This window comes from Serratia sp. B501 (assembly GCF_051172315.1).
Taxonomy (GTDB): domain Bacteria; phylum Pseudomonadota; class Gammaproteobacteria; order Enterobacterales; family Enterobacteriaceae; genus Serratia; species Serratia ureilytica.
Map to the genome: position 1 here is coordinate 213,211 of NZ_JBPIZB010000001.1, position 20,338 is coordinate 233,548.

Annotated in this window: 24 protein-coding genes and 1 pseudogene; 19 read left to right on the forward strand and 6 right to left on the reverse strand. The window is 58.2% G+C overall.

Annotated features, from left to right (window positions below):
- Positions 1 to 163: 163 nt before the first annotated feature.
- Both ACSBQV_RS01190 and ACSBQV_RS01195 read left to right on the forward strand, forming a co-directional pair.
- Positions 164 to 1,124: pseudogene (locus ACSBQV_RS01190) on the forward strand (IS5 family transposase); the annotation flags it as partial.
- Positions 1,125 to 1,710: 586 nt separating this feature from the next.
- Positions 1,711 to 2,115, forward strand: a complete 405-nt coding sequence (locus ACSBQV_RS01195; RefSeq protein ID WP_099782360.1) for a hypothetical protein — start codon at positions 1,711 to 1,713, stop codon at positions 2,113 to 2,115.
- Here ACSBQV_RS01195 and ACSBQV_RS01200 read toward each other — a convergent pair.
- On the reverse strand, positions 2,112 to 2,330 hold the full coding sequence (locus tag ACSBQV_RS01200) for a hypothetical protein (RefSeq protein WP_004940942.1): 219 nt from the start codon (positions 2,328 to 2,330) through the stop codon (positions 2,112 to 2,114). The genes ACSBQV_RS01195 and ACSBQV_RS01200 overlap by 4 nt on opposite strands.
- A 76-nt stretch (positions 2,331 to 2,406) precedes the next feature.
- Positions 2,407 to 2,751 carry a hypothetical protein gene (locus tag ACSBQV_RS01205; protein ID WP_033642719.1) on the reverse strand — a complete coding sequence of 115 codons (345 nt, stop codon included), beginning with the start codon at positions 2,749 to 2,751 and terminating at the stop codon, positions 2,407 to 2,409.
- A 247-nt stretch (positions 2,752 to 2,998) separates the two neighbouring features.
- Here ACSBQV_RS01205 and ACSBQV_RS01210 point away from each other — a divergent pair, with 247 nt between their 5' ends.
- From ACSBQV_RS01210 to ACSBQV_RS01240, 7 genes are all read left to right on the forward strand, one after another.
- Positions 2,999 to 3,349 (forward strand): DUF4377 domain-containing protein, encoded by a 351-nt coding sequence (locus ACSBQV_RS01210; RefSeq protein ID WP_099782359.1) that lies wholly within the window; start codon positions 2,999 to 3,001, stop codon positions 3,347 to 3,349.
- A 169-nt stretch (positions 3,350 to 3,518) separates the two neighbouring features.
- The gene (gene fabV, locus ACSBQV_RS01215) at positions 3,519 to 4,718 is read left to right on the forward strand and encodes an enoyl-ACP reductase FabV (RefSeq protein WP_099782358.1); all 1,200 of its coding nucleotides are present in this window, start codon (positions 3,519 to 3,521) and stop codon (positions 4,716 to 4,718) included.
- Positions 4,719 to 4,875: 157 nt separating this feature from the next.
- Positions 4,876 to 5,439, forward strand: coding sequence for a DUF2975 domain-containing protein (locus ACSBQV_RS01220; protein WP_033642723.1), 564 nt, complete (start codon positions 4,876 to 4,878; stop codon positions 5,437 to 5,439).
- A 7-nt stretch (positions 5,440 to 5,446) separates the two neighbouring features.
- Positions 5,447 to 5,662, forward strand: a complete 216-nt coding sequence (locus ACSBQV_RS01225) for a helix-turn-helix domain-containing protein (RefSeq protein ID WP_025302459.1) — start codon at positions 5,447 to 5,449, stop codon at positions 5,660 to 5,662.
- A gap of 637 nt (positions 5,663 to 6,299) precedes the next feature.
- On the forward strand, positions 6,300 to 6,599 hold the full coding sequence (locus ACSBQV_RS01230; protein WP_033642724.1) for a hypothetical protein: 300 nt from the start codon (positions 6,300 to 6,302) through the stop codon (positions 6,597 to 6,599).
- 61 nt (positions 6,600 to 6,660) lie between these two features.
- Positions 6,661 to 7,086, forward strand: coding sequence for a hypothetical protein (locus tag ACSBQV_RS01235; protein WP_050440156.1), 426 nt, complete (start codon positions 6,661 to 6,663; stop codon positions 7,084 to 7,086).
- A gap of 33 nt (positions 7,087 to 7,119) precedes the next feature.
- A complete protein-coding gene (locus tag ACSBQV_RS01240) occupies positions 7,120 to 7,455 on the forward strand; it encodes a hypothetical protein (RefSeq protein WP_099782357.1) in 336 nt (111 codons plus the stop codon).
- Positions 7,456 to 7,492: 37 nt separating this feature from the next.
- Here the strand turns inward: ACSBQV_RS01240 and dcuR are convergent, their stop codons facing one another.
- From dcuR to ACSBQV_RS01255, 3 genes are all read right to left on the reverse strand, one after another.
- Positions 7,493 to 8,212 carry a two-component system response regulator DcuR gene (dcuR, locus tag ACSBQV_RS01245; protein ID WP_033642727.1) on the reverse strand — a complete coding sequence of 240 codons (720 nt, stop codon included), beginning with the start codon at positions 8,210 to 8,212 and terminating at the stop codon, positions 7,493 to 7,495.
- Positions 8,205 to 9,818 (reverse strand): sensor histidine kinase, encoded by a 1,614-nt coding sequence (locus tag ACSBQV_RS01250; RefSeq protein WP_099782356.1) that lies wholly within the window; start codon positions 9,816 to 9,818, stop codon positions 8,205 to 8,207. Before ACSBQV_RS01250 ends, dcuR begins: the two co-directional genes overlap by 8 nt.
- Positions 9,819 to 9,943: 125 nt before the next feature.
- A complete protein-coding gene (locus tag ACSBQV_RS01255; protein ID WP_033642729.1) occupies positions 9,944 to 10,786 on the reverse strand; it encodes a class I fructose-bisphosphate aldolase in 843 nt (280 codons plus the stop codon).
- A 496-nt stretch (positions 10,787 to 11,282) separates the two neighbouring features.
- On the opposite strand from ACSBQV_RS01255, the gene ACSBQV_RS01260 reads away from it, so the two are divergent.
- The 5 genes from ACSBQV_RS01260 to ACSBQV_RS01280 all read left to right on the forward strand — a co-directional run bounded on the left by ACSBQV_RS01260 (position 11,283) and on the right by ACSBQV_RS01280 (position 16,715).
- Positions 11,283 to 12,212 (forward strand): sugar ABC transporter substrate-binding protein, encoded by a 930-nt coding sequence (locus tag ACSBQV_RS01260; protein WP_033652022.1) that lies wholly within the window; start codon positions 11,283 to 11,285, stop codon positions 12,210 to 12,212.
- 75 nt (positions 12,213 to 12,287) lie between these two features.
- Complete coding sequence (locus ACSBQV_RS01265) at positions 12,288 to 13,772, forward strand: sugar ABC transporter ATP-binding protein (protein WP_033642731.1); 1,485 nt, start codon at positions 12,288 to 12,290, stop codon at positions 13,770 to 13,772.
- A 15-nt stretch (positions 13,773 to 13,787) separates the two neighbouring features.
- Positions 13,788 to 14,828, forward strand: a complete 1,041-nt coding sequence (locus tag ACSBQV_RS01270) for an ABC transporter permease (protein ID WP_033652114.1) — start codon at positions 13,788 to 13,790, stop codon at positions 14,826 to 14,828.
- Between the two features lie 64 nt (positions 14,829 to 14,892).
- Positions 14,893 to 15,813, forward strand: coding sequence for a sugar ABC transporter substrate-binding protein (locus tag ACSBQV_RS01275; protein ID WP_099782355.1), 921 nt, complete (start codon positions 14,893 to 14,895; stop codon positions 15,811 to 15,813).
- Between the two features lie 137 nt (positions 15,814 to 15,950).
- Entirely contained in the window at positions 15,951 to 16,715 is a 765-nt protein-coding gene (locus ACSBQV_RS01280) for an SDR family oxidoreductase (RefSeq protein ID WP_089196937.1), read from the forward strand.
- 46 nt (positions 16,716 to 16,761) lie between these two features.
- On the opposite strand, the gene metQ is transcribed toward ACSBQV_RS01280, so the two are convergent.
- Positions 16,762 to 17,577 carry a methionine ABC transporter substrate-binding lipoprotein MetQ gene (metQ, locus tag ACSBQV_RS01285; RefSeq protein ID WP_099782354.1) on the reverse strand — a complete coding sequence of 272 codons (816 nt, stop codon included), beginning with the start codon at positions 17,575 to 17,577 and terminating at the stop codon, positions 16,762 to 16,764.
- Positions 17,578 to 17,813: 236 nt separating this feature from the next.
- Here metQ and ACSBQV_RS01290 point away from each other — a divergent pair, with 236 nt between their 5' ends.
- The 5 genes from ACSBQV_RS01290 to ACSBQV_RS01310 all read left to right on the forward strand — a co-directional run bounded on the left by ACSBQV_RS01290 (position 17,814) and on the right by ACSBQV_RS01310 (position 20,295).
- Positions 17,814 to 18,332 carry a hypothetical protein gene (locus tag ACSBQV_RS01290; protein ID WP_033642734.1) on the forward strand — a complete coding sequence of 173 codons (519 nt, stop codon included), beginning with the start codon at positions 17,814 to 17,816 and terminating at the stop codon, positions 18,330 to 18,332.
- A 147-nt stretch (positions 18,333 to 18,479) separates the two neighbouring features.
- Entirely contained in the window at positions 18,480 to 18,905 is a 426-nt protein-coding gene (locus ACSBQV_RS01295) for a universal stress protein (RefSeq protein ID WP_099782353.1), read from the forward strand.
- Between the two features lie 110 nt (positions 18,906 to 19,015).
- Entirely contained in the window at positions 19,016 to 19,330 is a 315-nt protein-coding gene (locus ACSBQV_RS01300; protein ID WP_099782352.1) for an ArsR/SmtB family transcription factor, read from the forward strand.
- Complete coding sequence (locus ACSBQV_RS01305; RefSeq protein ID WP_099782351.1) at positions 19,327 to 19,656, forward strand: SRPBCC family protein; 330 nt, start codon at positions 19,327 to 19,329, stop codon at positions 19,654 to 19,656. The genes ACSBQV_RS01300 and ACSBQV_RS01305 overlap by 4 nt, the downstream gene beginning before the upstream one ends.
- A gap of 45 nt (positions 19,657 to 19,701) precedes the next feature.
- Positions 19,702 to 20,295, forward strand: coding sequence for an ATP-dependent Clp protease proteolytic subunit (locus tag ACSBQV_RS01310; RefSeq protein ID WP_033642740.1), 594 nt, complete (start codon positions 19,702 to 19,704; stop codon positions 20,293 to 20,295).
- Positions 20,296 to 20,338: the final 43 nt, after the last annotated feature.

Here is a 20,338-nt window from a genome sequence, read left to right on the forward strand (position 1 = left end):
GATAATTATACCTACCTCGTTCTAATAATTTGTTTTTTCAATAATCTGGATACCAAAGTAGTCTACGATCCGCAAAATAGCCACATACAGAGCAGGCGACGAACGGTAACTGTGAGGTGTTGGATGGCTTTGTTGAATAAATCGAACTTTTGCTCAACGGTAGGATCAGAGCACGCATCATCCTGATAACGCAGGCACCCCGTGGCAAAACAGAAGTACAAAATCATCAACTGGAAGACCTACAACAAAGCCCTCATCTATCGTGGCTCCATCACTTTCTGGCTCGACAATGAAGCCATTCAGGCGTGGTACGACTCAGCAGCATCCTCATCACGGGGAAGACCTCAGCGCTATTCTGACCTGGCCATCACAACCGTCCTCGTGATTAAGTGCGTTTTCCGACTGACCTTGCGGGCAGCTCAGGGCTTTATTGATTCTATTTTTCCCTGATGAGGGTTCCACTGCGCAGCCCGGACTACTCCTGTGTCAGCAAACGAGCAAAGTCGGTTAATGTCAGCTTTAAAACGCCCACCCGGGGTGAAATTGCGCATCTGGTGATTGATTCCACGGGGCTGAAAGTTTTCGGTGAAGGGGAGTGGAAAGTTAAAAAGCACGGCAAGGAGCGGCGTCGTACCTGGCGTAAACTGCATCTGGCAGTGGATGCAAAAACCCATGAAATTATCTGTGCTGACCTGTCGCTGAACAACGTGATCGATACAGAAGCTTTCCTGGGTCTTATCCGACAGACACACCGAAAAATAAAGTCTGCGGCGGCAGGCGGGGCTTACGATACACGACGATGCCACGATGAACTGCACCGTAAGAAAATCATAGCACTCATCCCTCCCCGAAAGGGAGCGGGTTACTGGCCTGAGGAGTATGCAGACCGAAACCGTGCAGTTGCGAATCAGCGCCTGAGCGGGAGTAATGCGCGATGGAAATGGTCAACGGAATATAATCGTCGCTCAATAGCCGAAACGGCGATGTACAGAATAAAACAGTTGTTCGGCGGAACACTGACGTTGCGTGAATACGACGGTCAGGTTGCAGAGGCTTTGGCTATGGTGCGTGCGCTGAACAAAATGATAAAGGCTGGCATGCCAGAAAGTGTGCGTATTGCCTAAACGATAGCCCGATACAGGGAAACTCTCCTTAAATCTGATTTATTCAACAAAGCCGTGCTGGATATCCAACAACTAGCTGGAACTGTTCCTTACAACCAATGGTTTCAATTACGGAATATAAGAGCACAGGTAAAAAGTCAGGTTTTCCTGATCCCTAAGAAAGACCCTGATTTAACAGTAGTGCCTGCTAGCCCTGACTCAAATAGGTCAGCCTTAGTGAACGCTTTTCGCACATCTTTGGCATATTGAATGATTCTAAAATTACAGCTTCACAAATATTTTTGATGCGTTAGTGTTCCTGCACTCCTGCACTCCTGCACTCCTGCACTCCTGCACTCCTGCACTCCTGCACTCCTGCACTCCTGCACTCCTGCACTCCTGCACTCCTGCACTCCTGCACTCCTGCACTCCTGCACTCCTGCACTCCCCAACCGCACCTAACGCTAATTTGGTCGCACCAAAAGTCATTACGTCATCTATGGCGTATGGCGCTGATAAGCTTCGGCCATTGCTCCCATCAACGGTTTAACGAGAGTGTCATTATGGGAAATATCCCGGCATCAGGCGCTATAAAAGGTAGCCCGCAGTGAACGAGCAACTGAGTCAACTAAAGATGATGTTGCCCGGCTATTTCAATGCGTGGCGTGAGGGGGCCTTACCCTCTGACTGGGAGCAGGTGGCTCATCCTGAAGTGGTCGCCGCCCTGTTGGCTGAGTGGGAGGCGCTCAGCGAGTTGGCGTCTCGGTTCGACACCGTCACTGAAACACGCGCCGATGCCACCGCGTTTTGGCGGGCGCGCGCCGAGCTGATGGCGCAGCGCAATCGTGATCTTATGGCCCAACTGGCGACGCCAATCCGTTTGCCCAGCGCACGGGTGGCCTTTTTTGGCTATGTGAAAACGGCCGTGATGGACGCCAGGCAGGTTAAGGCGGCGATTCGCGATGCCGGTTTTATCGTTGCGGGCGGCGCTCCCAATAAGAACACGGCTTAACGCGGTTTCTTCTCAAATTTCTCGGCAAAAAAGAACCGCAGCAATTTATGGGTCCACAGCAGGATGGCGCCGACCACCACCAGCGAGACGACGAAATGCGACAGATTTTTAGGCGCGGCGTAGCCGTGGGTAAAGGAGACCCCCGCGCCGCTGAGCAGCAGGGTGGCGATCCAGAAGCCGAGCAGCAGGCATAAGGTACGAAACAGTTTAAACATGGTTATCACCAAAAATACGGAAAGCACCGACCGAACGGAGAGAGGCTCAGCCGGGGCTTTGATTAATTAAAACCGCTTAGCGCGAACAGGTATTGCCGCCTTTATTGCTATTGCAGTTGCTGCCGCTGTTTTTGTTGCCGCCTTTCCCCATGCCGACGTTGCCGCCGCCTTTGCTGCCTTCCTTGAAGCAGCCGCCGTTGAGCGCGCCCACCGCCAGGCCGCCAAGGCCGCCCAGAGAACCGGTGATCACGCCGTTAACGCAATCCGGCGAGGTGTGCTTGCCGTAGAATCCCTGATTGGATGACCCGCCCCCGTTCTTGTTGCCGCCGTTGTTGTTGACGCGGCCATTGCTGCCGCGGTTGTCGGCAAAGTTACCGGCGCCGGCGATCAGGTGAAAGTGTTTGGCATCGATCTCTTGCATAAAATTCCCTCTTTATCGATTCAGTTAAATTCAGTAAAGCTTGCGCAAGCCAGCTGTTTTAACAGAAAAAATAGCGGGGGTAATTACCGGTTCGGATAAGAACAGGGGGTTTATTTTGCGATATTTTCCAGACTGATAGAGCACCGAGGAATGATATTTTGGGCGTGTGGATCCGTATCGCTATCCGTTCTCTTGAGCCGGTTAATTTGTTAGCATGGCGCCCCTGGATGACTATTGGTGCAGTACATTGAAAATTAAAGCGTTGTTATTTGTTGCGTTGGCCGCGCTGGCCGGCTGCAGCCAGGAGGGAACCTCGATGAATCAGCCCGCAAACGCGAAAGAAGGCCAAACGGAAGTGTTGTTGGTCAACAGCGCGCTGGTGGACTGCGTGGGCGTCGGCCCGATGAAGTGCATGCAGGTGCGCCGCTCCGCGCAGCAGCCGTGGGAGTTGTTCTATACCGGCATCGAGGGTTTCACCTTCGAACCAGGCTATCAGTATCGGCTGAAAGTGCGCGTCACCCCGGTGGAGAACGTACCGGCCGACGCCTCATCGCTGCGTTACACGCTGATCGAGCAGTTGGAAAAGCACAAGGCATGACCCTCAACAGGCCGGGCAATAGCAACCTGGCCTGCTATCATTATCCTTTGCCTGTGTCGCAGGGCCGTTGACTGGTCTGTTCACTGCGCTTGTTTTCGCACTTTCTTAAGTATATCGAGAAAATCAGGTATATTGTCCTTCGGTTTTTAGCTACCAAGAAAAAATTACTATGATTATCAAACCTAAAATTCGTGGTTTTATCTGCACCACCGCTCACCCGGCAGGCTGTGAAGCCAACGTCCGTGAGCAAATCGCCTACGTTAAGTCGCGCGGCGAACTGAAAAACGGGCCTAAAAAGGTGCTGGTCATTGGTGCATCCACCGGTTACGGTCTGGCCTCGCGCATCAATGCCGCTTTCGGCAGCGGTGCGGCCACCATCGGCGTATTTTTCGAGAAGCCTGGCAGCGAAGGCAAAACCGGTTCCGCCGGTTGGTACAACTCCGCCGGTTTCGACAAGGCAGCTAAAGAAGAAGGCCTGTACGCGAAAAGCATCAACGGCGACGCATTTTCCAACGAGTGCCGTCAGACCGTTATCGATCTGATCAAGAAAGACCTGGGTCAGGTTGACCTGGTGGTTTACTCGCTGGCTTCGCCGGTGCGTAAGATGCCGGAAACCGGCGAAGTGGTGCGTTCCGCACTGAAGCCGATCGGCGAGCCGTACAAATCCGTCGCGCTGGACACCAACAAAGACGTGCTGGTTGAGGCCGTGGTCGAGCCGGCCAACGAGCAAGAAATCGCCGACACCGTGAAGGTGATGGGCGGCCAGGACTGGCAGCTGTGGATGGACGCGCTGGACGAAGCGGGCGTGCTGGCGGATAACGCGCAGTCTGTCGCTTACTCCTACATCGGTACCGATCTGACCTGGCCAATCTATTGGCACGGTACGCTGGGCAAGGCGAAAGAAGATCTGGATCGCGCGGCGCACGCCATCAACCAGAAGCTGCAGGCCAAAGGCGGTGCGGCTTACGTTGCGGTGCTCAAGTCGGTGGTGACGCAGGCTTCTTCCGCCATTCCGGTGATGCCGCTGTATATCTCCATCGTGTTCAAGATCATGAAGGAGCAGGGCATTCACGAAGGCTGCATCGAGCAGATCCAGCGTCTGTTCGCCACCAAGCTGTACAGCGGTGCGGCGCCGGATACCGACGAGAAACACCGTCTGCGCCTGGATGACTGGGAACTGCGTGACGAAGTGCAGGAAACCTGCCGTGAAATCTGGAAGCAGCTTAACGACAGCAACATCAACGACCTGACCGATTACCAGGGCTACAAGGCGGAATTCCTGCGCCTGTTCGGCTTCGGTCTGCAGGGCGTTGATTACGATGCCGATCTGAGCGGCGAAGCCAACTTCGATGTGATCGAACTGGTCTAAGCGCGTCGAGCGGTCAAACAAGGTCGGGTTAGCCCGGCCTTTTTTATTGTCCGCGCGTTGGCGACCACCGCCTGACTCATCAGTCCACTTGATCATTGACAGCAATAAATTATCGTTTTACGATAATTTATTGCTGTTGATTAAGGGATAGAAAATTATGGGCGCTGCGCCAAGGATCCATCTGCCGCTGTATGTGCGTTGTCTGTGTTTGCTCATCATGGCGATGCTGATCGTCAGCACCGGCGTTGAGATGTTCATCATCGTGCGGGACTGGCTGCAGGGCGTAGCCTATCGCGATATCGTCGCCTCTTACCGGGAATATTACCCGGAGCTGCTCGCCTACGCGATCCCGCAGCAACGCTGGGCGCTGTTCGCCACGCTGGTTATCGACATGCTCGGTTATTTGCCCTATTACAGCGCGCTGCTGTGCGGCGCCGGGCTGTTTTATCAATTCTTCCGCGGCAACGTGTGGCATCGCAACAATATGGTGCTGTTGCAGATCATTGGCATCTTGCTGATCGTCGATGTGTTGTTCCCGTCGTTAGCCGGTCTGCTGCAGGTGATGGTATTGACCGCCGATGAAAAAATGCTGTTTATCCTTTATTATGGCGTCAATAGCGAGTCGGTGCGCTCGCTGATCGTAGGCTGCGCAATCCTGGTATTTAGCCGGGTATTTCTGGAAGCGTTGCGGCTGAATGAAGAACAGCTTTCTTTCGTGTGAGAATAGAGTGGCAATAATCGTAAGTCTTGATGTCATGTTGGCCAAAAGGAAGATGCGTTCAAAGGAGCTGGCGGAGCAGGTGGGGATCACCGAGCAAAACCTGTCTCTGTTGAAAAACGGCAAGGTCAAGGGAGTCAGGCTGGAAACGCTGGACAAGATCTGCCGCATTCTCGACTGCCAGCCTGGCGATCTGCTGGCCTGGCAGCCGGACGGCGAAGAGTAAGATCCCAGCGCACTCGGAAGTGCGCTGAACCTGCTGGCCCATTTCTGCGATTAGCGTTGTGTTATTGAACGATATTTGTTTGATTCAGGTTAATTAAAATAACGGGTGATTAACACTTGCGTATTCTTTTTGTCGCAGGCGATTGCATGCGGCGAAAGTTATTAAACTAAATAAACTCGTTTTTCATTTACCGTCACTACCAATAGCGTTATTTTAAGGGAAATAGTATGACATGGCGTAATTCTCTTCTGGCATTGTGTCTTGTATTAAACGGATGCAGTGCCATTCACCCCACTGTTTCATCCTCATCCTCCTCCACTCACTGGGGGAATTGGGGGACACCGCAGCCCGCAACGCGAGAACAGAAACAGCGCATTATCGCCGGCGAATCCGCCGCTGCCGTGCTGAATGAAGGCCGGGTCGGTATCGGCGGTACGCTGGACTGGTCGAAAATAGGGGGGCGCTAACCGCTGCTCTTTATTCGGCGGGGCGGCAGACGTTATCTCAAAGATATTGTGGAACGGTTTATTATTAATTCGCTACTCTGTTTTTCCGATGCGTTATTTATCTTTAAACGATGAATCTCTGCTTGTTGAATATATATCAACATACCCAGACATCCTTACAGGAGTTTTCAATGGCAAAGCGTATTGTCGCCATGTTGATAATGTCGTTGTTGAGTCTGCAAGCAAATGCGGCCCGTTACGATCGGCAATGCGAGGGAATTTCTCCCGTGCTGTTTCAGAAGAAATTGAAAGAGCTGGCGCATGGCCTGCGACAAGAGATGGCTGAGCCGACCCCGCCCACGGAGAATGAGGCCGAAACCTTGGCGCGTCTGGCGGAATGCGATGCCGAAAACGCGAAAGCGCCGGCGACGGGAGGGCAACATGCGCCCGATCCCGCGGAGCCTCAGGTGTCTTCACTCAACGGCTGTTGAACGGTTCTCTGCGTCGTTTTTCGCGGCGCGCCCCAGTCGGCTTATTCATGGAGCTTGTGTATTGAAACTACCTTCGTTAATCGCTGCGGCGCTGGCGCTGCTGGCCTCATTTTGCAGTCAGGCGTTCATCGATCGCCATTCCTCGCCCGGCGCCTCGACGGAAAGTCCCTCTGCGGCGGGGTGTCCGGCGCGGCTGGATGGCTTGTTGCAGCATATTTGGTTGGCTGAACAGATTCAGGCGGAGCGCATGCAGCTGGCACTGCTGCGTGCGGAGCGGGAAGCGTTGGAAATCCGGTTGCAAACGCAGGAAGCGGCGAGACCTTCCGCGCAGGGGCATCAGAGCGCCCGATCGGCCTGTGAGCAGGGTGCCGATATCGTCCGTTGCCTGTCGCTGCGTCTGCGGCGGACGTCTCTGACGGGGCCGCATCGACCGTTTGTCGGCGTTTATTGCCGCGCCTGGCTGAATGGCCGGCCGCTGAATTGCTAAAGATGAGAACAGGGATTTGTCAGGAGTTTATCGATGAAAAGGCTAGTGTTGGTCGGCGTGGCCCTGTGTTGCGCCTGCTTTGCGCAGGCGCGGGTGGATTTGGAATACCACGCGGCGCCGCCGAACGACAATAAAGTCCCCGAGGAGTACCAGAAAAAACGCAGCGCGCTGCGCCACAAGGTGTGGAATGTCGACAGCCTGACGCAGGCCAATGAGCAGGCGATCGCGCGTGAGCAGCAGCGCGAGGCCGCAGAAGCCGCCAAGCGGCAGCAGCGTCACCTGGAGCAACAGCAGAAAAAGCAGCGCTGCCTGCGGATACACTCGAAAGATCCTCACCGCGAGGCGAGGTGTTACATGTACAACTTCTAGCTTTCAACGTCCGGGCGCTTGCAGCGCCCGGCGTCGTTTATGCCGGGCGGCAATGCTCTTTCAGCATGGCGATCGCGTCCGGCTTCAGCTGATACAGATAGACCGGGCGGCCAGTCGCGCCGTACAGAATGCGGGTACCGAGAATGCCGCTTTCCGCCAGGTAGATGAGGTATTTGCGGCAGGACACCCGCGAAATGCCGATGGCGTTGGCCAGGTTGTCGGTGGAGAATTCGCTGTCGTGCTGCTGTTCTATCCACTCGCAGACCGTGCTCAGGGTGATGCTGGTCAGGCCCTTCGGCAGCTTTTTGCTCTCCTGGCCGCCGGGCTGGCGGCGCAGCAGGCTGTCGACGTCAGCCTGCGAAAACTCGCGCTGCGCCAGCAGCTGCGACTGTTGTCGATAGTGGCTGAGCGCCTCTTTGAAGCGGCTGAACTGGAATGGCTTGATCAGGTAATCCACCACGCCGTAGTGCAGCGCCTTTTGCACCGTGTTCACATCGCTGGCGGAAGAGATGATGATCACATCGGTCTTCTCGCCGAGCTCGCGCAGGCCGGGCAGCAGATCCAGCCCGTTCTCCTGCTGCATGTAGATATCCAGCAGCACCAGATCGATGCTGACGCTGGCGTCGGCCAGCAGGGCGCGCGCCTGGCCCAGGGTGGCGACCGTCGCCTGGCAGTGAAAACCGCCGATCTGGCTCAGGTAGTATTTGTTCAGCTCCGCCACCATCGGGTCGTCGTCGACAATCAGTACGTTAATCATGGGTTTCGCTCTTGGCCTGATAGGGAAGGTGCACGAAAAATTGGGTCAGCTCGCCCGGTTCGGACTCGAAATCGATGCCGCCGCCCAGTTTCTCCAGATGGCTGCGGATCAGCGCCAGGCCGATGCCGCGTCCCGTTCCCTTGGTGGAAAATCCGTGTTCAAAGATGTGCGCGGCGATCGCCGGATCGATGCCGGGGCCGTCGTCGCTGACGATACAGTGTAATTGATCGTCGTGGTGATGGAAGCTCAGGCCGATCTCGTGGCCTTCAACGCCGTCGATGGCGTCGATGGCGTTTTCGATCAGGTTGCCGAGCACGCTGATCAGCACGTGCGTGGTTTCCGCGTCGTCGGTTTCCGGCAGCAGGCTGGTTTCCTCGATGGTCAGTTCGATGCCGGCTTCGTGGGCGCGGCTGATCTTGCCAATGAAGAAGCCCGCCACTTCCGGCGAGTGGATCTTGCGCAGCAGCGCGCCGATCTCTTCCTGGTAGTTGCTGGCGGTATTGATGATGTAGTTTTCCAACTGCTGATAAGCCTTCATGTGCAGCATGCCGAGTATCACGTGCAGCTTGTTCATAAATTCGTGCGACTGCACCCGTAGGGCATCGGCGTAGTGCGCCATGCCGCTCAGGCGCTGCAGCAGGCGGCTGACCTCGGTCTTGTCGCGGAAGGTGGCGATGGCGCCGGTCACCTGGCCGTTGACGATCACCGGCACGGTATTGGTCAGCAGTTCGCTGCCGTTGAAGCTGATCTGTCGATCGCGCAGCGGTTTGCCGCTGGCCAGCACTTCCGCCAGATGCAGCTGCGCCGGCCAATGCTTGCTGGCGGCGTCCAGCAGCAGGTTTTCCACCGGGCCGCTCTGGCGCAGCAGGCGCTTGGCCTCGTCGTTGACGATGGTGATGCGGGAATCATTATCGACCGCGATCACGCCTTCTTTAATCGACTGCAGCATGGCGTTGCGCTGCTCGAACAGGTTGGAGATTTCGTAAGGCTCGAAACCCAGCATGATGCGTTTGAGCGCGGAGACCAGGAAAAAAGTGCCCAGGCTGCCGACCAGCGCGGCGAAGGCGATGGTCCAATAGATGATCCAGCGGCTTTCCGCCACCACCCGCTGCACGGTGTCCAGCGCGATGCCGAGCGCCACCACGCCGATTTGCCGCCGCTGCTCGTCATACACCGGCACGAACACCCGCAGCGCCGGGGCCAGCGTGCCGCGGTTGATGGCGCTGTTGACGTTGCCCTGCAGCGCCGGCGCCAGATCTTCGCCGATGAAATGTTTGCCGATCAGCCAGGGTTTGGGATGCGAATAGCGGATGCCCTGCATATCCACCACCACCACGAACAGCAGCTCGTTTTGATGGCGCACCTGCTCGGCGAAGCGCTGCACGGCGCCGCTTTGATCGCGTCGCTGCAGGCCGTCTATCACGGTGCTCGAGAGCGCCAGCGTGTTGGCGATAGCGATGGCTTTTTGCTGCAGCTGATCTTGCCCTTCGCGGCTCATTTGCACGAAAAACAGCGCGAACACCACCAGTAGCACCGAAGCGATGATGGCGGACACCATCAGCGTGATGGAGGTGCTCAGCTTGAGCGGCACCCGTTGTTTTGGCATGGCGGTTCTCCGAATGGCGATATCACGGCGTATTCTAGCGAGGAATGAGGCAAGCTGCAGTTACCGGCAGCAGGTTATAGCATGCTGCCGGGTCGCGAAGGGGTTATTTTAGTTACAAAAGCGGGTCACTGCTGGTGGTAGATCTCCAGCGCCTGTTGGCCGCTGGCGCCTTGATGGATGATCGCCATCAGGGCGCGCACCACCTGCGACGGATTGCTGTGTTGATACACGTTGCGGCCATAGACCATGCCGGACGCGCCCTGGGCCATCAGCGCCGCGGATTTCTCCAGCACCGGGCCCAGCTCCCCCTTGCCGCCGCCGCGCACCAGCGTCGGGCAGCGCGCCGCTTCCACCACGCGGTGGAAATCTTCCACCCGTTCGGTCGGGTCGGCCTTGATGATGTCGGCGCCCAGTTCGCGCGCCAGCCGCACCAGCGGCACGATCTTTTCCACGTCGCCGAGCGACCCGTAGGCGGCGCCCTGGCCGGCCGGGGCCATCACCAGCGGTTCGATCATCAGCGGCATGGCGTAGCGATCGCAGGCGTGGCGCAGGCGGCCGATGTTCTCTACGCACTGGCGGAAAATGCCGGGTTCATCCGGGATCATATACAGATTGACCACCACCGCGGCGGCGTCCATTTGCAGCGCGGCGAGGATCGGCGCTTCCGGGTTGTGCAACACCGCCCACATCTCACGGTGGCGTGCGGCGTTATAGGCGTTGCCGACGTCGGTGCGCATCACCAGCGCCGGCTTTTCGCGCTGCGGCGCGCGCTGCAGCAGCTCCGCCTGGCCGTAGTTGACCTGAATGGCGTCGGGGCGCGCGGCGATCAGGTTGCCCATCACCCGTTCGATATCTTCCAGACCGATTAAGAAATCCGGTTCGTTGGCGATGCCGTGATCGATCGCCACATCCAGGCACTTGCCGTTATTGAACAGGCGGTTCATCCGCACCTTACTGCTGAGCTGCATGTCAGGTCCTCCTGAGATAGGGATATGTCCATTATTGCCGAGTAAGGATGGTCGGGAAACGCGGAAACCGCAAACTGCGCGCCCGCTCGCAGTTTTTGCCGACGCCCGGCGTGGCGCACGCGCGGGGCGCGTTACCCGACGGCTTTCACTGCATTTGTTAGATCCGTGTCATGTTTTTGTTAATAAGCCATTCCAAAACGCATGTTTCGCTTGTTTGGGTTAAAAAGTTTCAATAATCTCAATTATGAAATAAACATTTAAAAAAGCAGCGAAGACGCGGCTTGCTCTGCCAGGGGTTTATTTCAATTGATTGTTTTTAATCTGTTTTGAGATATCGATCACCATTTTGTTCACGGCCTTAATACGGGGATAACGCGGTAATTTCGCCGTATCAAAGGGATAATACCGACCGTAATGTTGTTTGAATGTAAAAAATATCTTTCATTAGCTGTCAATCAACAGACCACTTCATTCTAACGATTAAAGGGTAACGAACATGAAGCTGAAGAAACTGATCGCCGCCTCCGTACTGATGTGCATGCTGCCGGCCAGCGTGTTGGCGAAAGACATCAAGATCGGCGTTTCCATGGCTTACTTCGATGACAACTTCCTCACCATTCTGCGCCAGTCGATGCAAAACAAAATGAAAGCCGACGGCAACGTCAGCGGCCAGTTCGAAGACGCCAAGGGCGACATCGCGCAGCAAATTCAACAAATCGAAAACTTCGTCAGCCAGGGCGTCGACGCCATCATCCTCAACCCGGTGGATACCCAAGGCGTCAAGCCGATGATCAAATTGGCCGAGAACGCCAAGATCCCGCTGGTGTTCGTCAACCGCAAGCCGGAAGTGACGCTCCCGGCCGGCATGGCCTACGTCGGCTCCGATTCCAAGCTGGCCGGCAAACTGCAGATGGAAGCGTTAGCCAAGCTGATGAACGGCAAGGGCAACGTGATGATCCTGATGGGGGAACTGTCGAATGAATCGACCCGCGACCGCACCCGCGGCGTGGAAGAGGTGGCGGCCAACTATCCCGGCATCAAGATTGTCGATAAGCAAACCGCCAAGTGGACGCGTAAAGATGCGGTGGATATCACCACTGACTGGGTGCTGACCGGCCAGCAGATCGACGCCATCGCCTCCAACAACGATGAAATGGCCATCGGCGCCATCCTGGCGCTCAAGCAGGCTAAAAAGTCCGGCGTGCGGGTGGCCGGCGTGGATGGCACGCCCGATGCGCTGGAATTCATCAGAAAAGGCGATCTGGCGCTGAGCGTGTTCCAGGACGCCAAAGGCCAGGGCGAAGGCGCGGTGCAAACCGCCGTTCAGTTGGTGAAAGGCGAGAAGGTGGAGAGCAACGTGCTGATCCCTTATCAGTTGATCACCCAGGCCAATTACCAGCAATTCGCCGATAAAAACAAAAAATAAGCCTTGAAGCCTGCCGCGGGCGCTCAGGTGTAGCGCCTGCGGCAGAAAACGTGGGTCAGTGCGGAGGTAAGCGGTATGTACCCTTATGTTCTTGAGGCCGAAGGCATCAGCAAGCAGTTCCCCGGCGTCAAAGCGCTGGATAAGGTCTCGATTAAAATCAAACCCGGCAGCGTGCATGCGCTGATGGGCGAAAACGGCGCGGGCAAGTCGACGCTGATGAAATGCCTGATCGGCATCTATCACCCGGATGAGGGCTCGATCAAAATCAAAGGCCGGCCGGTGACCTTCAGCGACACGCTGCAGGCGCTGCATTCGGGCATTTCCATGATTCACCAGGAGCTGAACCTGGTGCCCTACATGACGGTGGCGGAAAACATCTGGCTGGGGCGTGAGCCGGCGCGGCTGGGGTTCGTCAACCACGAACAGCTGAATGAACAAACCCGCGAGCTGCTGGCGCGGCTGAACATCAAACTGCGGCCGGAAACGCTGGTGGGCGAACTGAGCATCGCCAGCCAGCAGATGGTGGAGATCGCCAAGGCCGTATCCTACAACGCCGACGTGCTGATCATGGATGAGCCGACCTCGGCGCTGACCGAAGGTGAAGTGGTGCACCTGTTCGCCATCATTCGCGAGCTGCGCGAGCAGGGCAAGGGCATCATTTACATCAGCCACAAGATGGACGAAATCTTCGCCATCACCGACGAAGTGAGCATTTTCCGCGACGGCACCTTCATCGCCTGCGACAAAACCGAAAATCTGACCAAACAGTCGCTGATCACCATGATGGTGGGGCGCGAGCTGACGCAGATGTTCCCCAAATTCAACAACAACATCGGCGAGGAAGTGCTGCGGGTGGCCGGGTTGCGCCGCAGCGGCTGGTTCCACGACGTCTCGTTCAGCGTCAAACGCGGCGAGATCCTCGGCGTCGCCGGGCTGGTGGGCGCCGGACGCAGCGAAGTGATGGAAAGCCTGTTCGGCATGCACCCGGCGGACGGCGGCGAGATCTTTATCGAAGGCCAGGCGGTGAAGGTGGATTCCCCGGCGAAGGCGATCGAGAGCGGGCTGGCGTTTCTCACCGAAGATCGCAAGAAGTCCGGCCTGTTTCTGGTGCTGTCGGTGGTCGAAAACATGAGCATCGTCAACCTGTCGGAATACATCGGCAAGAACGGCTTCGTCAGCCATGTGCAGATGGCCAAAGACTGCATGGCGCAGATCAAGAAGCTCAACATTAAAACGCCGACCATGGATCAGATCATCAATAACCTCAGCGGCGGCAACCAGCAGAAGGTGCTGATCGCGCGCTGGCTGCTGGCGCAGCCGAAAATCCTGATACTCGACGAACCGACGCGCGGCATCGACGTGGGGGCGAAAGCGGAAATCTACCGCCTGATCAGCGAGCTGGCCAACCGCGGCGTCGCCATCATTCTGGTGTCTTCCGAGCTGCCGGAGATCCTCGGCATGAGCGATCGGGTGATGGTGATGCACGGCGGCCGCATCACCGGCATTTTGGACAAAGACGACGCGGACCAGGAAAAGATCCTGGCGCTGGCCTCAGAATAACGAAGGGTGAACATCATGAGTAACGTAAAGATTGAGAAGCCGCTCTCCGCCGATTCAACGGGCAAGGGATCGCTGTTTTCCGGGCTGAGCGGCAAAATGCCGAAAGACACCGGTATTTTCATCGTGATGCTCGGCATTGCGCTGATCTTCGAAATCCTCGGCTGGTACATGCGCGATCAGTCGTTCCTGCTTAACCCGAACCGCCTGCTGCTGATCGTGCTGCAGGTGGCGATCATCGGCATCATCGCGGTGGGCGTCACCCAGGTCATCATCACCACCGGCATCGATCTCTCATCCGGTTCGCTGATTGCGTTGACCGCGGTGGTGGCGGCCAGCCTGGCGCAGACCTCGGACAGCATTTCGCCGATGTATCCGGGGCTGCTCGATCTGCCGGCGGCGATCCCGATCGGCGCGGGGATCGGGGTGGGCATTGTCTGCGGCTTTATCAACGGCTTTCTGATCACCCGCACCGGCATTCCGCCGTTCATCGCCACGCTGGGGATGATGGTATCGGCGCGCGGTCTGGCGCAGTACTACACCAAGGGCAACCCGGTCAGCTTCCTGTCGGATGGCTTCACGGCGATCGGCCAGGGCGCGATGCCGGTGATCATCTTCCTGGTGATCGCGGTGATCTTCCACATCGCGCTGAAGCACACCCGTTATGGCAAATACATCTACGCCATCGGCGGCAACATGACCTCGGCGCGGGTTTCCGGCATCAACGTCAATAAGTACCTGGTGACGGTTTACACCATCGCCGGCGGGTTGGCGGGGCTGGCGGGCGTGGTGCTGGCGGCGCGCGTCAGCAGCGGCCAGTCGAGCATGGGCATGTCCTATGAGCTGGACGCCATCGCCGCGGCGGTGATCGGCGGCAGCAGCCTGATGGGCGGCGTCGGGCGCATTACCGGCACGCTGATCGGCGCAGTGATCCTCGGCCTTATCAAAAGCGGCTTCACCTTTATCGGTGTCGATTCTTATATTCAGGACATCATCAAAGGCGTGATTATCGTCGCCGCCGTGTCGATCGACATGCGTCGCAACCGCAAAAAACACTGATTGCCGTGAATTGCCGCCGGCGCCAAGGTTGGCCGGCGGCGTTTTTTTACCCGGGGGACACATCATGAACTTTCTGAAAGGGCTGTGGCTGGCGGCGGCGCTGTGCGCTTCCGCGCCGGCATGGGCGCAGACCATCGGCGTATCAATGGCCTATTTCGACCAGAACTTCCTCACCATAATCCGCCAGGCGATCGACAAGGAGGCCAAAGCGCGCGGCATTACCGTGCAGTTTGAGGACGCGCGCGGCGACGTCGGCCGCCAGACCGATCAGGTACAGAGCTTTATCAGCGCCGGGGTGGACGCGATTATCGTCGATCCGGTCAACTCGGCCAGCACGCCGGTGATGACCAAAATGGTGCAGGCCGCCGGCGTGCCGCTGGTGTACGTGAACCGCACGCCGGGCGATGCCAGGCTGCCGCAGGGGGTGGTGTTCGTCGGCTCCGACGAGCGGGAGTCCGGCACGCTGCAGATGGAAGAACTGGCGCGGCTGGCCAACTATCAGGGCAACGTGGCGGTGATGATCGGCAACCTGACCGACGCCGGCGCGCTGCAGCGCACCAAAGACGTGGAGCAGGTGGTGGCCAAATACCCGAAGATGAAGGTGGTGCAGAAACAGAGCGCCAACTATTCACGCAGTGAAGGTATGGACCTGATGATGAACTGGCTGACCAACGGCGAAACGATCGACATCGTCGCCGCCAACAATGACGAGATGGCGATCGGCGCGATCATGGCGCTGCAGCAGTCCGGCAAAGCGGACAAGAACGTGCTGATCGGCGGCATCGACGCCACGCCCGACGGCCTCAAGGCGCTGGCCTCCGGCAAGATGCAGGTCACGGTGTTCCAGGATGCGGTCGGCCAGGGCAAGGCGTCGGTCGATGTGGCGCAGCGCATGATCAACGGCGAAAAGCTTGAGCCGTATTACTGGATCCCGTTCGAGTTGGTGACGCCGGCCAATCAGGAGAAATACGCGGCCAAACCGTGAGTTCGCCGTCGGATCCGCGTTGCCGGGGCGCTGCTTGCAGCGCCTTTTTCATTGCGCCAATTGCATGTCCGCTTGCGGCCAGCGCTGCGCCGGATGTTGCGTCACACTGAGGCTCTTTTACGGTGTGAGGATAAGAGATGAACGCATTGAACGGTAAGGTGGCGGTGATTGGCGGCGCCAGTTCGGGGATCGGGCGGGCGGCGGCGCTGTTGTTCGCCCGGCAGGGGGCGACGCTGGTGTTGGGCGCCCGGCGCGAACGGCTGCTGGCTGAACTGGTGGAGGACATTCGGCGCGAGGGCGGCCGGGCGTTGGCGGTAGCCGGTGACGTGCGCGACGAAGCCTTCGCCGAACGGTTGACGGCGACGGCCGTCGATGAATTCGGCGGGCTGGATATCGCCTTCAACAACGCCGGCACGTTGGGGCCGCTGGGGCCGTCGCTGGCGCTCAGCGCGTCAGAATGGCGCGACGTGCTGGAAACCAACCTGTCCAGCGCTTACTACAGCGCCAAATATCAAATCCCCGCCATGCAGGCGCGCGGCGCGGGCTCGGTGATCTTCACCTCTACGTTCGTCGGCCACACCGCGGCGTTTCCCGGTACGGCGGCCTATGCGGCCAGCAAATCGGGGCTGATCGGCCTGACGCAGGCGCTGGCGGTGGAATTTGGCGGACACGGCATTCGGGTGAACGCGCTGCTGCCGGGGGGCACCGACACGGCGATGGGGCGGCAGATGAGCAATACCCCGGAAGCATTGGCGCAGGTGGCCCAGCTGCACGCGCTGAAGCGGTTGGCGATGCCGGAGGAGATCGCGCAGGCGGCGCTGTATTTGGCGTCTGACGCTTCCTCGTTCGTCACCGGCACCGCAATGCTGGTGGACGGCGGCGTTTCCATCCAGCGCGGCTGAGGCTGTCATCGCCCGTGGCCAGGCGCCACGGGCCCTACGCGCGGCGTTACCAGCCTTTGACGGCGTCGCCCTTGTAGATTTCGGCGGCGCTGGCCGCCACTTCATCGGTCTGATAGGCCTTGACCAGATCCTTCACTTTCTCGCTGTCTTTGTTGTCGATGCGGCTGGCGAAGATGTTGACGTAAGGCGAGTTTTTGTCCTCGACAAACAGCCCGTCCTTCGCCGGCGACAGACCGATCTGGCTGGAATAGTTGGTGTTGATGATCGCCAGCGTCACCTGCTGGTCGTCCAGCGCGCGCGGCAGCTGCGGCGCTTCAATCTCGACGATTTTCAGCTTTTTCGGGTTGCTGACGATGTCCAGCGCGGTCGGCAGCAGGCCGACGCCGTCTTTCAGCGTAATCAGCCCCTGTTTTTGCAACAGCAGCAGCGAGCGGCCCAGGTTGGTCGGATCGTTCGGCACCGCCACCTGCGCGCCGTCCGGCAGTTGGCTGAGCGCGGTGATTTTCTTCGAATAGCCGGCGATCGGGTAGACGAAGGTGTTGCCTACTGCCGCCAGTTTGTAGCCGCGCTCCTGCATCTGTTTGTCCAGATACGGCTTGTGTTGGAAGGCGTTGACGTCCAGATCGCCGTTGTTCAGCGCTTCGTTCGGCAATACGTAATCGTTGAAGGTCACCACCTCGACGTCCAGATCGTATTTCTGCTTGGCCACTTTCTGCACCACCGCCCACAGCGATTGATCGATGCCGGCGCTGATGCCGACCTTGATGTGGTGATCGTCCTGTGCGGTCGGGCCGCAGGCGGTCAGCAACAGCGTGCCGGCGGTAGCCAGCGCCAGCGTGAGGTTTTTCAGCGTAAATGTCATTTTCCCAGGGTCCTTGTCAACATTGCCTGCTAATTTTGGCGGGCAGAATAGTGGCTGTGACTGTAGGTAATCGCTGAGCTAAAACAAAATACTGATTCACTATGACTCATAGCGATTAGCTATGAGCGGCCGCTGCCCGGCGCGATGCGGATTGCTTTGACGGCGAATCGGCGGGCTTATTATGATAGCCGCTGGCCCGCGAGGGCAGACTGGGTACTGAAACGAAGGAAAAGACAATGCGATTGAACACTTGGAGCAAGGCGCTGCTGCCGCTGGTGGTGTTGGCCTGCGTCTCGGCGACTCAGGTTCGGGCGGCGGAGAGCGATACCGGGCCGATCCCGAAACAGCTGCTGGGCAACTGGCGCGTCAGCAAAATCGTGCCGACCCAAACCACCGGCTGCTGGGATCAGCAGCAGGCGCAGAGCCTGATCGGCGGCAAGATCAGCTATAAAGCGGATGCGTTCAGCTGGAACGGCACGGCGCTGAAAAGCGAAGGGGCTACCGTCAGCACCGTAGAGGCGCAGGAGTTTGTCGAGGACAACGCCGGCAGCAGTTCCTACATCGATTTCCCGATGCTGGGCATCAGCACGCCGTCGGTCGAGCGCGTGGCTATTCAGCACGCCGATATCGCCATCAAAGGCATCACCGATCAAGGCACCGAAGGGGTGCCCGGCGACAACGTGCTGGTGAAAGACGCCAACACGCTGATCCTGTCGCTGTGCAACGTCTGGTTTGAGGCGCAGCGCGAGAAGTAATTTCTGCTTTCAGCCCCGGCAACGGGGCTTTCCCACCGCATCACCTCCCGCCACGAGCGCCATTTCTGAACTAAAATTAACCATAACGATATGACCCCGGCGTGATATCGGAGCCTCGGCTCTACCGAGTCCATGACAGGAGGCGCTATGTGTTACCACCATATTGTCATCGCCACCGATCTGAGCGATGACGGCAAACGGCTGGTCGAAAAGGGGGCGCGGCTGGCGGAAGCGTTGAAGGCCAAACTCTCGCTGATCTATGTGGACGTTCACTACGACACCTACCACGCGGCGATCGGCTTTTCTGAGCGCAGCGACGACGGCGTGCCGTTCGAAGAGAAGATCCGCAAAGAGCTGGAACCCACCACGCAAAACGTCAATTACCCGATCGCGGAAGTGATTATCGGGCGCGGCGGCTTCGTTGACGAACTGCGCACGGCGATCGTGGATAAAGACATCGATCTGCTGGTGTTCGGCCATCACCACGATCTGTGGAGCAATCTGTTTTCTTCCACCCGCAACGCCATCAACCAGTTGAATATCGACGTGCTGGTGATCCCGATCCGTTCATAAGCGCGATCATGCCTCGTCCATTCACTCCGCGCTGCGGCGCGGAGTTTCTTTTGCAGCAAAAAATGCCTTGCTCGGTTGCATAATACATAAGTAAATACTAATGTATTTATATGAACGAAAATGACATCTTCAAAGCGTTGGCCGATCCGACCCGTCGCACCATCTTCGACAAACTCGCCGCCGGCAGCATGAACGCCAGCGCGCTGCGCGAAGGGCTGCCCATCAGCCAGTCGGCGATGTCGCAACACCTGGCGGTGCTGCGCAATGCCGGACTGGTGCGCGAGGCGAAGCGGGGGCGCTGCGTTAATTATCAGGTCGACCCGGACGGGTTGGCGCAGATCGCGCAGTGGCTGGCGAAGTACCGCGCTTACTGGCCGGCGCGCATCGACGCGCTGCAAACCTTGCTGAAGGACATGGATCAATGAACAAACAGGCCGAGCCGCCGCCGCAGGAACGGCTGGTGTTGGAATATTCGCTTGATGCGCCGCCGGAAAAAGTGTGGCGAGCGCTCAGCGTGCCCGAATTGCGCGAGCAGTGGCTGCCGACGGGAGATCTGGCGCAGGCAGAACCGTTGGCCGCCACGCCGGGCGAGGCGGTGAGCTATCGCCTGCGCGACGGCCAACCGCCGTTTCTCGAAAGCATCGTCACCCTGCAGATAGTGCCGGACGCCGGCGGCGGCAGCCTGCTGCGGATTATCCACCAGCTCGACGCCGCCAACGATGGCCCGACGACGGTGATGCGCGCCGCCTGACGCGTTAAACACCTTTCTCTTTGTTGCCAACCTAGGAGTTCACCGATGCGTGAGAAGATGATGCTCGTCCCGATGGTGGTGGAGCAGACCAGCCGGGGAGAACGTTCCTTTGACATTTACTCGCGCCTGCTTCGCGATCGGATCGTGTTCCTCAACGGCGAAGTCAACGACGACGTGGCCGAAATGCTGTGCGCCCAGCTGCTGTTTCTGGAAGCGGAAAACCCGGAAAAACCGGTCCACCTGTACATCAACTCGCCGGGCGGGGCGATCACCAGCGGGCTGGCGATTTACGACACCATGCAGTATATCCGTGCCCCGGTGCATACGCTGTGCATGGGCACCGCGCGCTCGATGGGGTCGTTCCTGCTGATGGCCGGTGAGCCGGGGCACCGCATGGCGCTGCCCAACGCCAGCCTGCATGTGCACCAACCGCTGGGCGGCTTTCAGGGGCAGGCGTCTGACATTCTGATCCAGGCAGAGGAAATGAAACGCACCAAAGACCGGGTGATCCGGCTGTATGCCCAACATTGCGGCCTGAACGAAGAGGAAGTGGAGCGGGTGTTGGATCGCGATCGCTTTATGACCGCCGACGAAGCGGCGGCCTGGGGATTGATCGATCGGGTATTGCGGGCGCGGTGAGTGTCGGCCCCGATAGTGGAATGAAGGGGGCAATATCACTCGA

Bases quoted from the DNA above. Each gene is read 5' to 3' on its own strand.
- ACSBQV_RS01240 (WP_099782357.1), top strand. From the start codon at position 7,120: ATGAAAAGGCTAGTGTTGGTCGGCGTGGCCCTGTGTTGCGCCTGCTTT.
- ACSBQV_RS01295 (WP_099782353.1), top strand. From the start codon at position 18,480: ATGTGTTACCACCATATTGTCATCGCCACCGATCTGAGCGATGACGGC.
- ACSBQV_RS01270 (WP_033652114.1), top strand. From the start codon at position 13,788: ATGAGTAACGTAAAGATTGAGAAGCCGCTCTCCGCCGATTCAACGGGC.
- ACSBQV_RS01230 (WP_033642724.1), top strand. From the start codon at position 6,300: ATGGCAAAGCGTATTGTCGCCATGTTGATAATGTCGTTGTTGAGTCTG.
- ACSBQV_RS01200 (WP_004940942.1), bottom strand. From the start codon at position 2,330: ATGTTTAAACTGTTTCGTACCTTATGCCTGCTGCTCGGCTTCTGGATC.
- ACSBQV_RS01300 (WP_099782352.1), top strand. From the start codon at position 19,016: ATGAACGAAAATGACATCTTCAAAGCGTTGGCCGATCCGACCCGTCGC.
- ACSBQV_RS01275 (WP_099782355.1), top strand. From the start codon at position 14,893: ATGAACTTTCTGAAAGGGCTGTGGCTGGCGGCGGCGCTGTGCGCTTCC.
- ACSBQV_RS01250 (WP_099782356.1), bottom strand. From the start codon at position 9,818: ATGCCAAAACAACGGGTGCCGCTCAAGCTGAGCACCTCCATCACGCTG.
- ACSBQV_RS01265 (WP_033642731.1), top strand. From the start codon at position 12,288: ATGTACCCTTATGTTCTTGAGGCCGAAGGCATCAGCAAGCAGTTCCCC.
- metQ (WP_099782354.1), bottom strand. From the start codon at position 17,577: ATGACATTTACGCTGAAAAACCTCACGCTGGCGCTGGCTACCGCCGGC.
- ACSBQV_RS01310 (WP_033642740.1), top strand. From the start codon at position 19,702: ATGCGTGAGAAGATGATGCTCGTCCCGATGGTGGTGGAGCAGACCAGC.
- ACSBQV_RS01305 (WP_099782351.1), top strand. From the start codon at position 19,327: ATGAACAAACAGGCCGAGCCGCCGCCGCAGGAACGGCTGGTGTTGGAA.
- dcuR (WP_033642727.1), bottom strand. From the start codon at position 8,212: ATGATTAACGTACTGATTGTCGACGACGACCCGATGGTGGCGGAGCTG.
- ACSBQV_RS01205 (WP_033642719.1), bottom strand. From the start codon at position 2,751: ATGCAAGAGATCGATGCCAAACACTTTCACCTGATCGCCGGCGCCGGT.
- ACSBQV_RS01290 (WP_033642734.1), top strand. From the start codon at position 17,814: ATGCGATTGAACACTTGGAGCAAGGCGCTGCTGCCGCTGGTGGTGTTG.
- ACSBQV_RS01260 (WP_033652022.1), top strand. From the start codon at position 11,283: ATGAAGCTGAAGAAACTGATCGCCGCCTCCGTACTGATGTGCATGCTG.
- ACSBQV_RS01280 (WP_089196937.1), top strand. From the start codon at position 15,951: ATGAACGCATTGAACGGTAAGGTGGCGGTGATTGGCGGCGCCAGTTCG.
- ACSBQV_RS01220 (WP_033642723.1), top strand. From the start codon at position 4,876: ATGGGCGCTGCGCCAAGGATCCATCTGCCGCTGTATGTGCGTTGTCTG.
- ACSBQV_RS01255 (WP_033642729.1), bottom strand. From the start codon at position 10,786: ATGCAGCTCAGCAGTAAGGTGCGGATGAACCGCCTGTTCAATAACGGC.
- fabV (WP_099782358.1), top strand. From the start codon at position 3,519: ATGATTATCAAACCTAAAATTCGTGGTTTTATCTGCACCACCGCTCAC.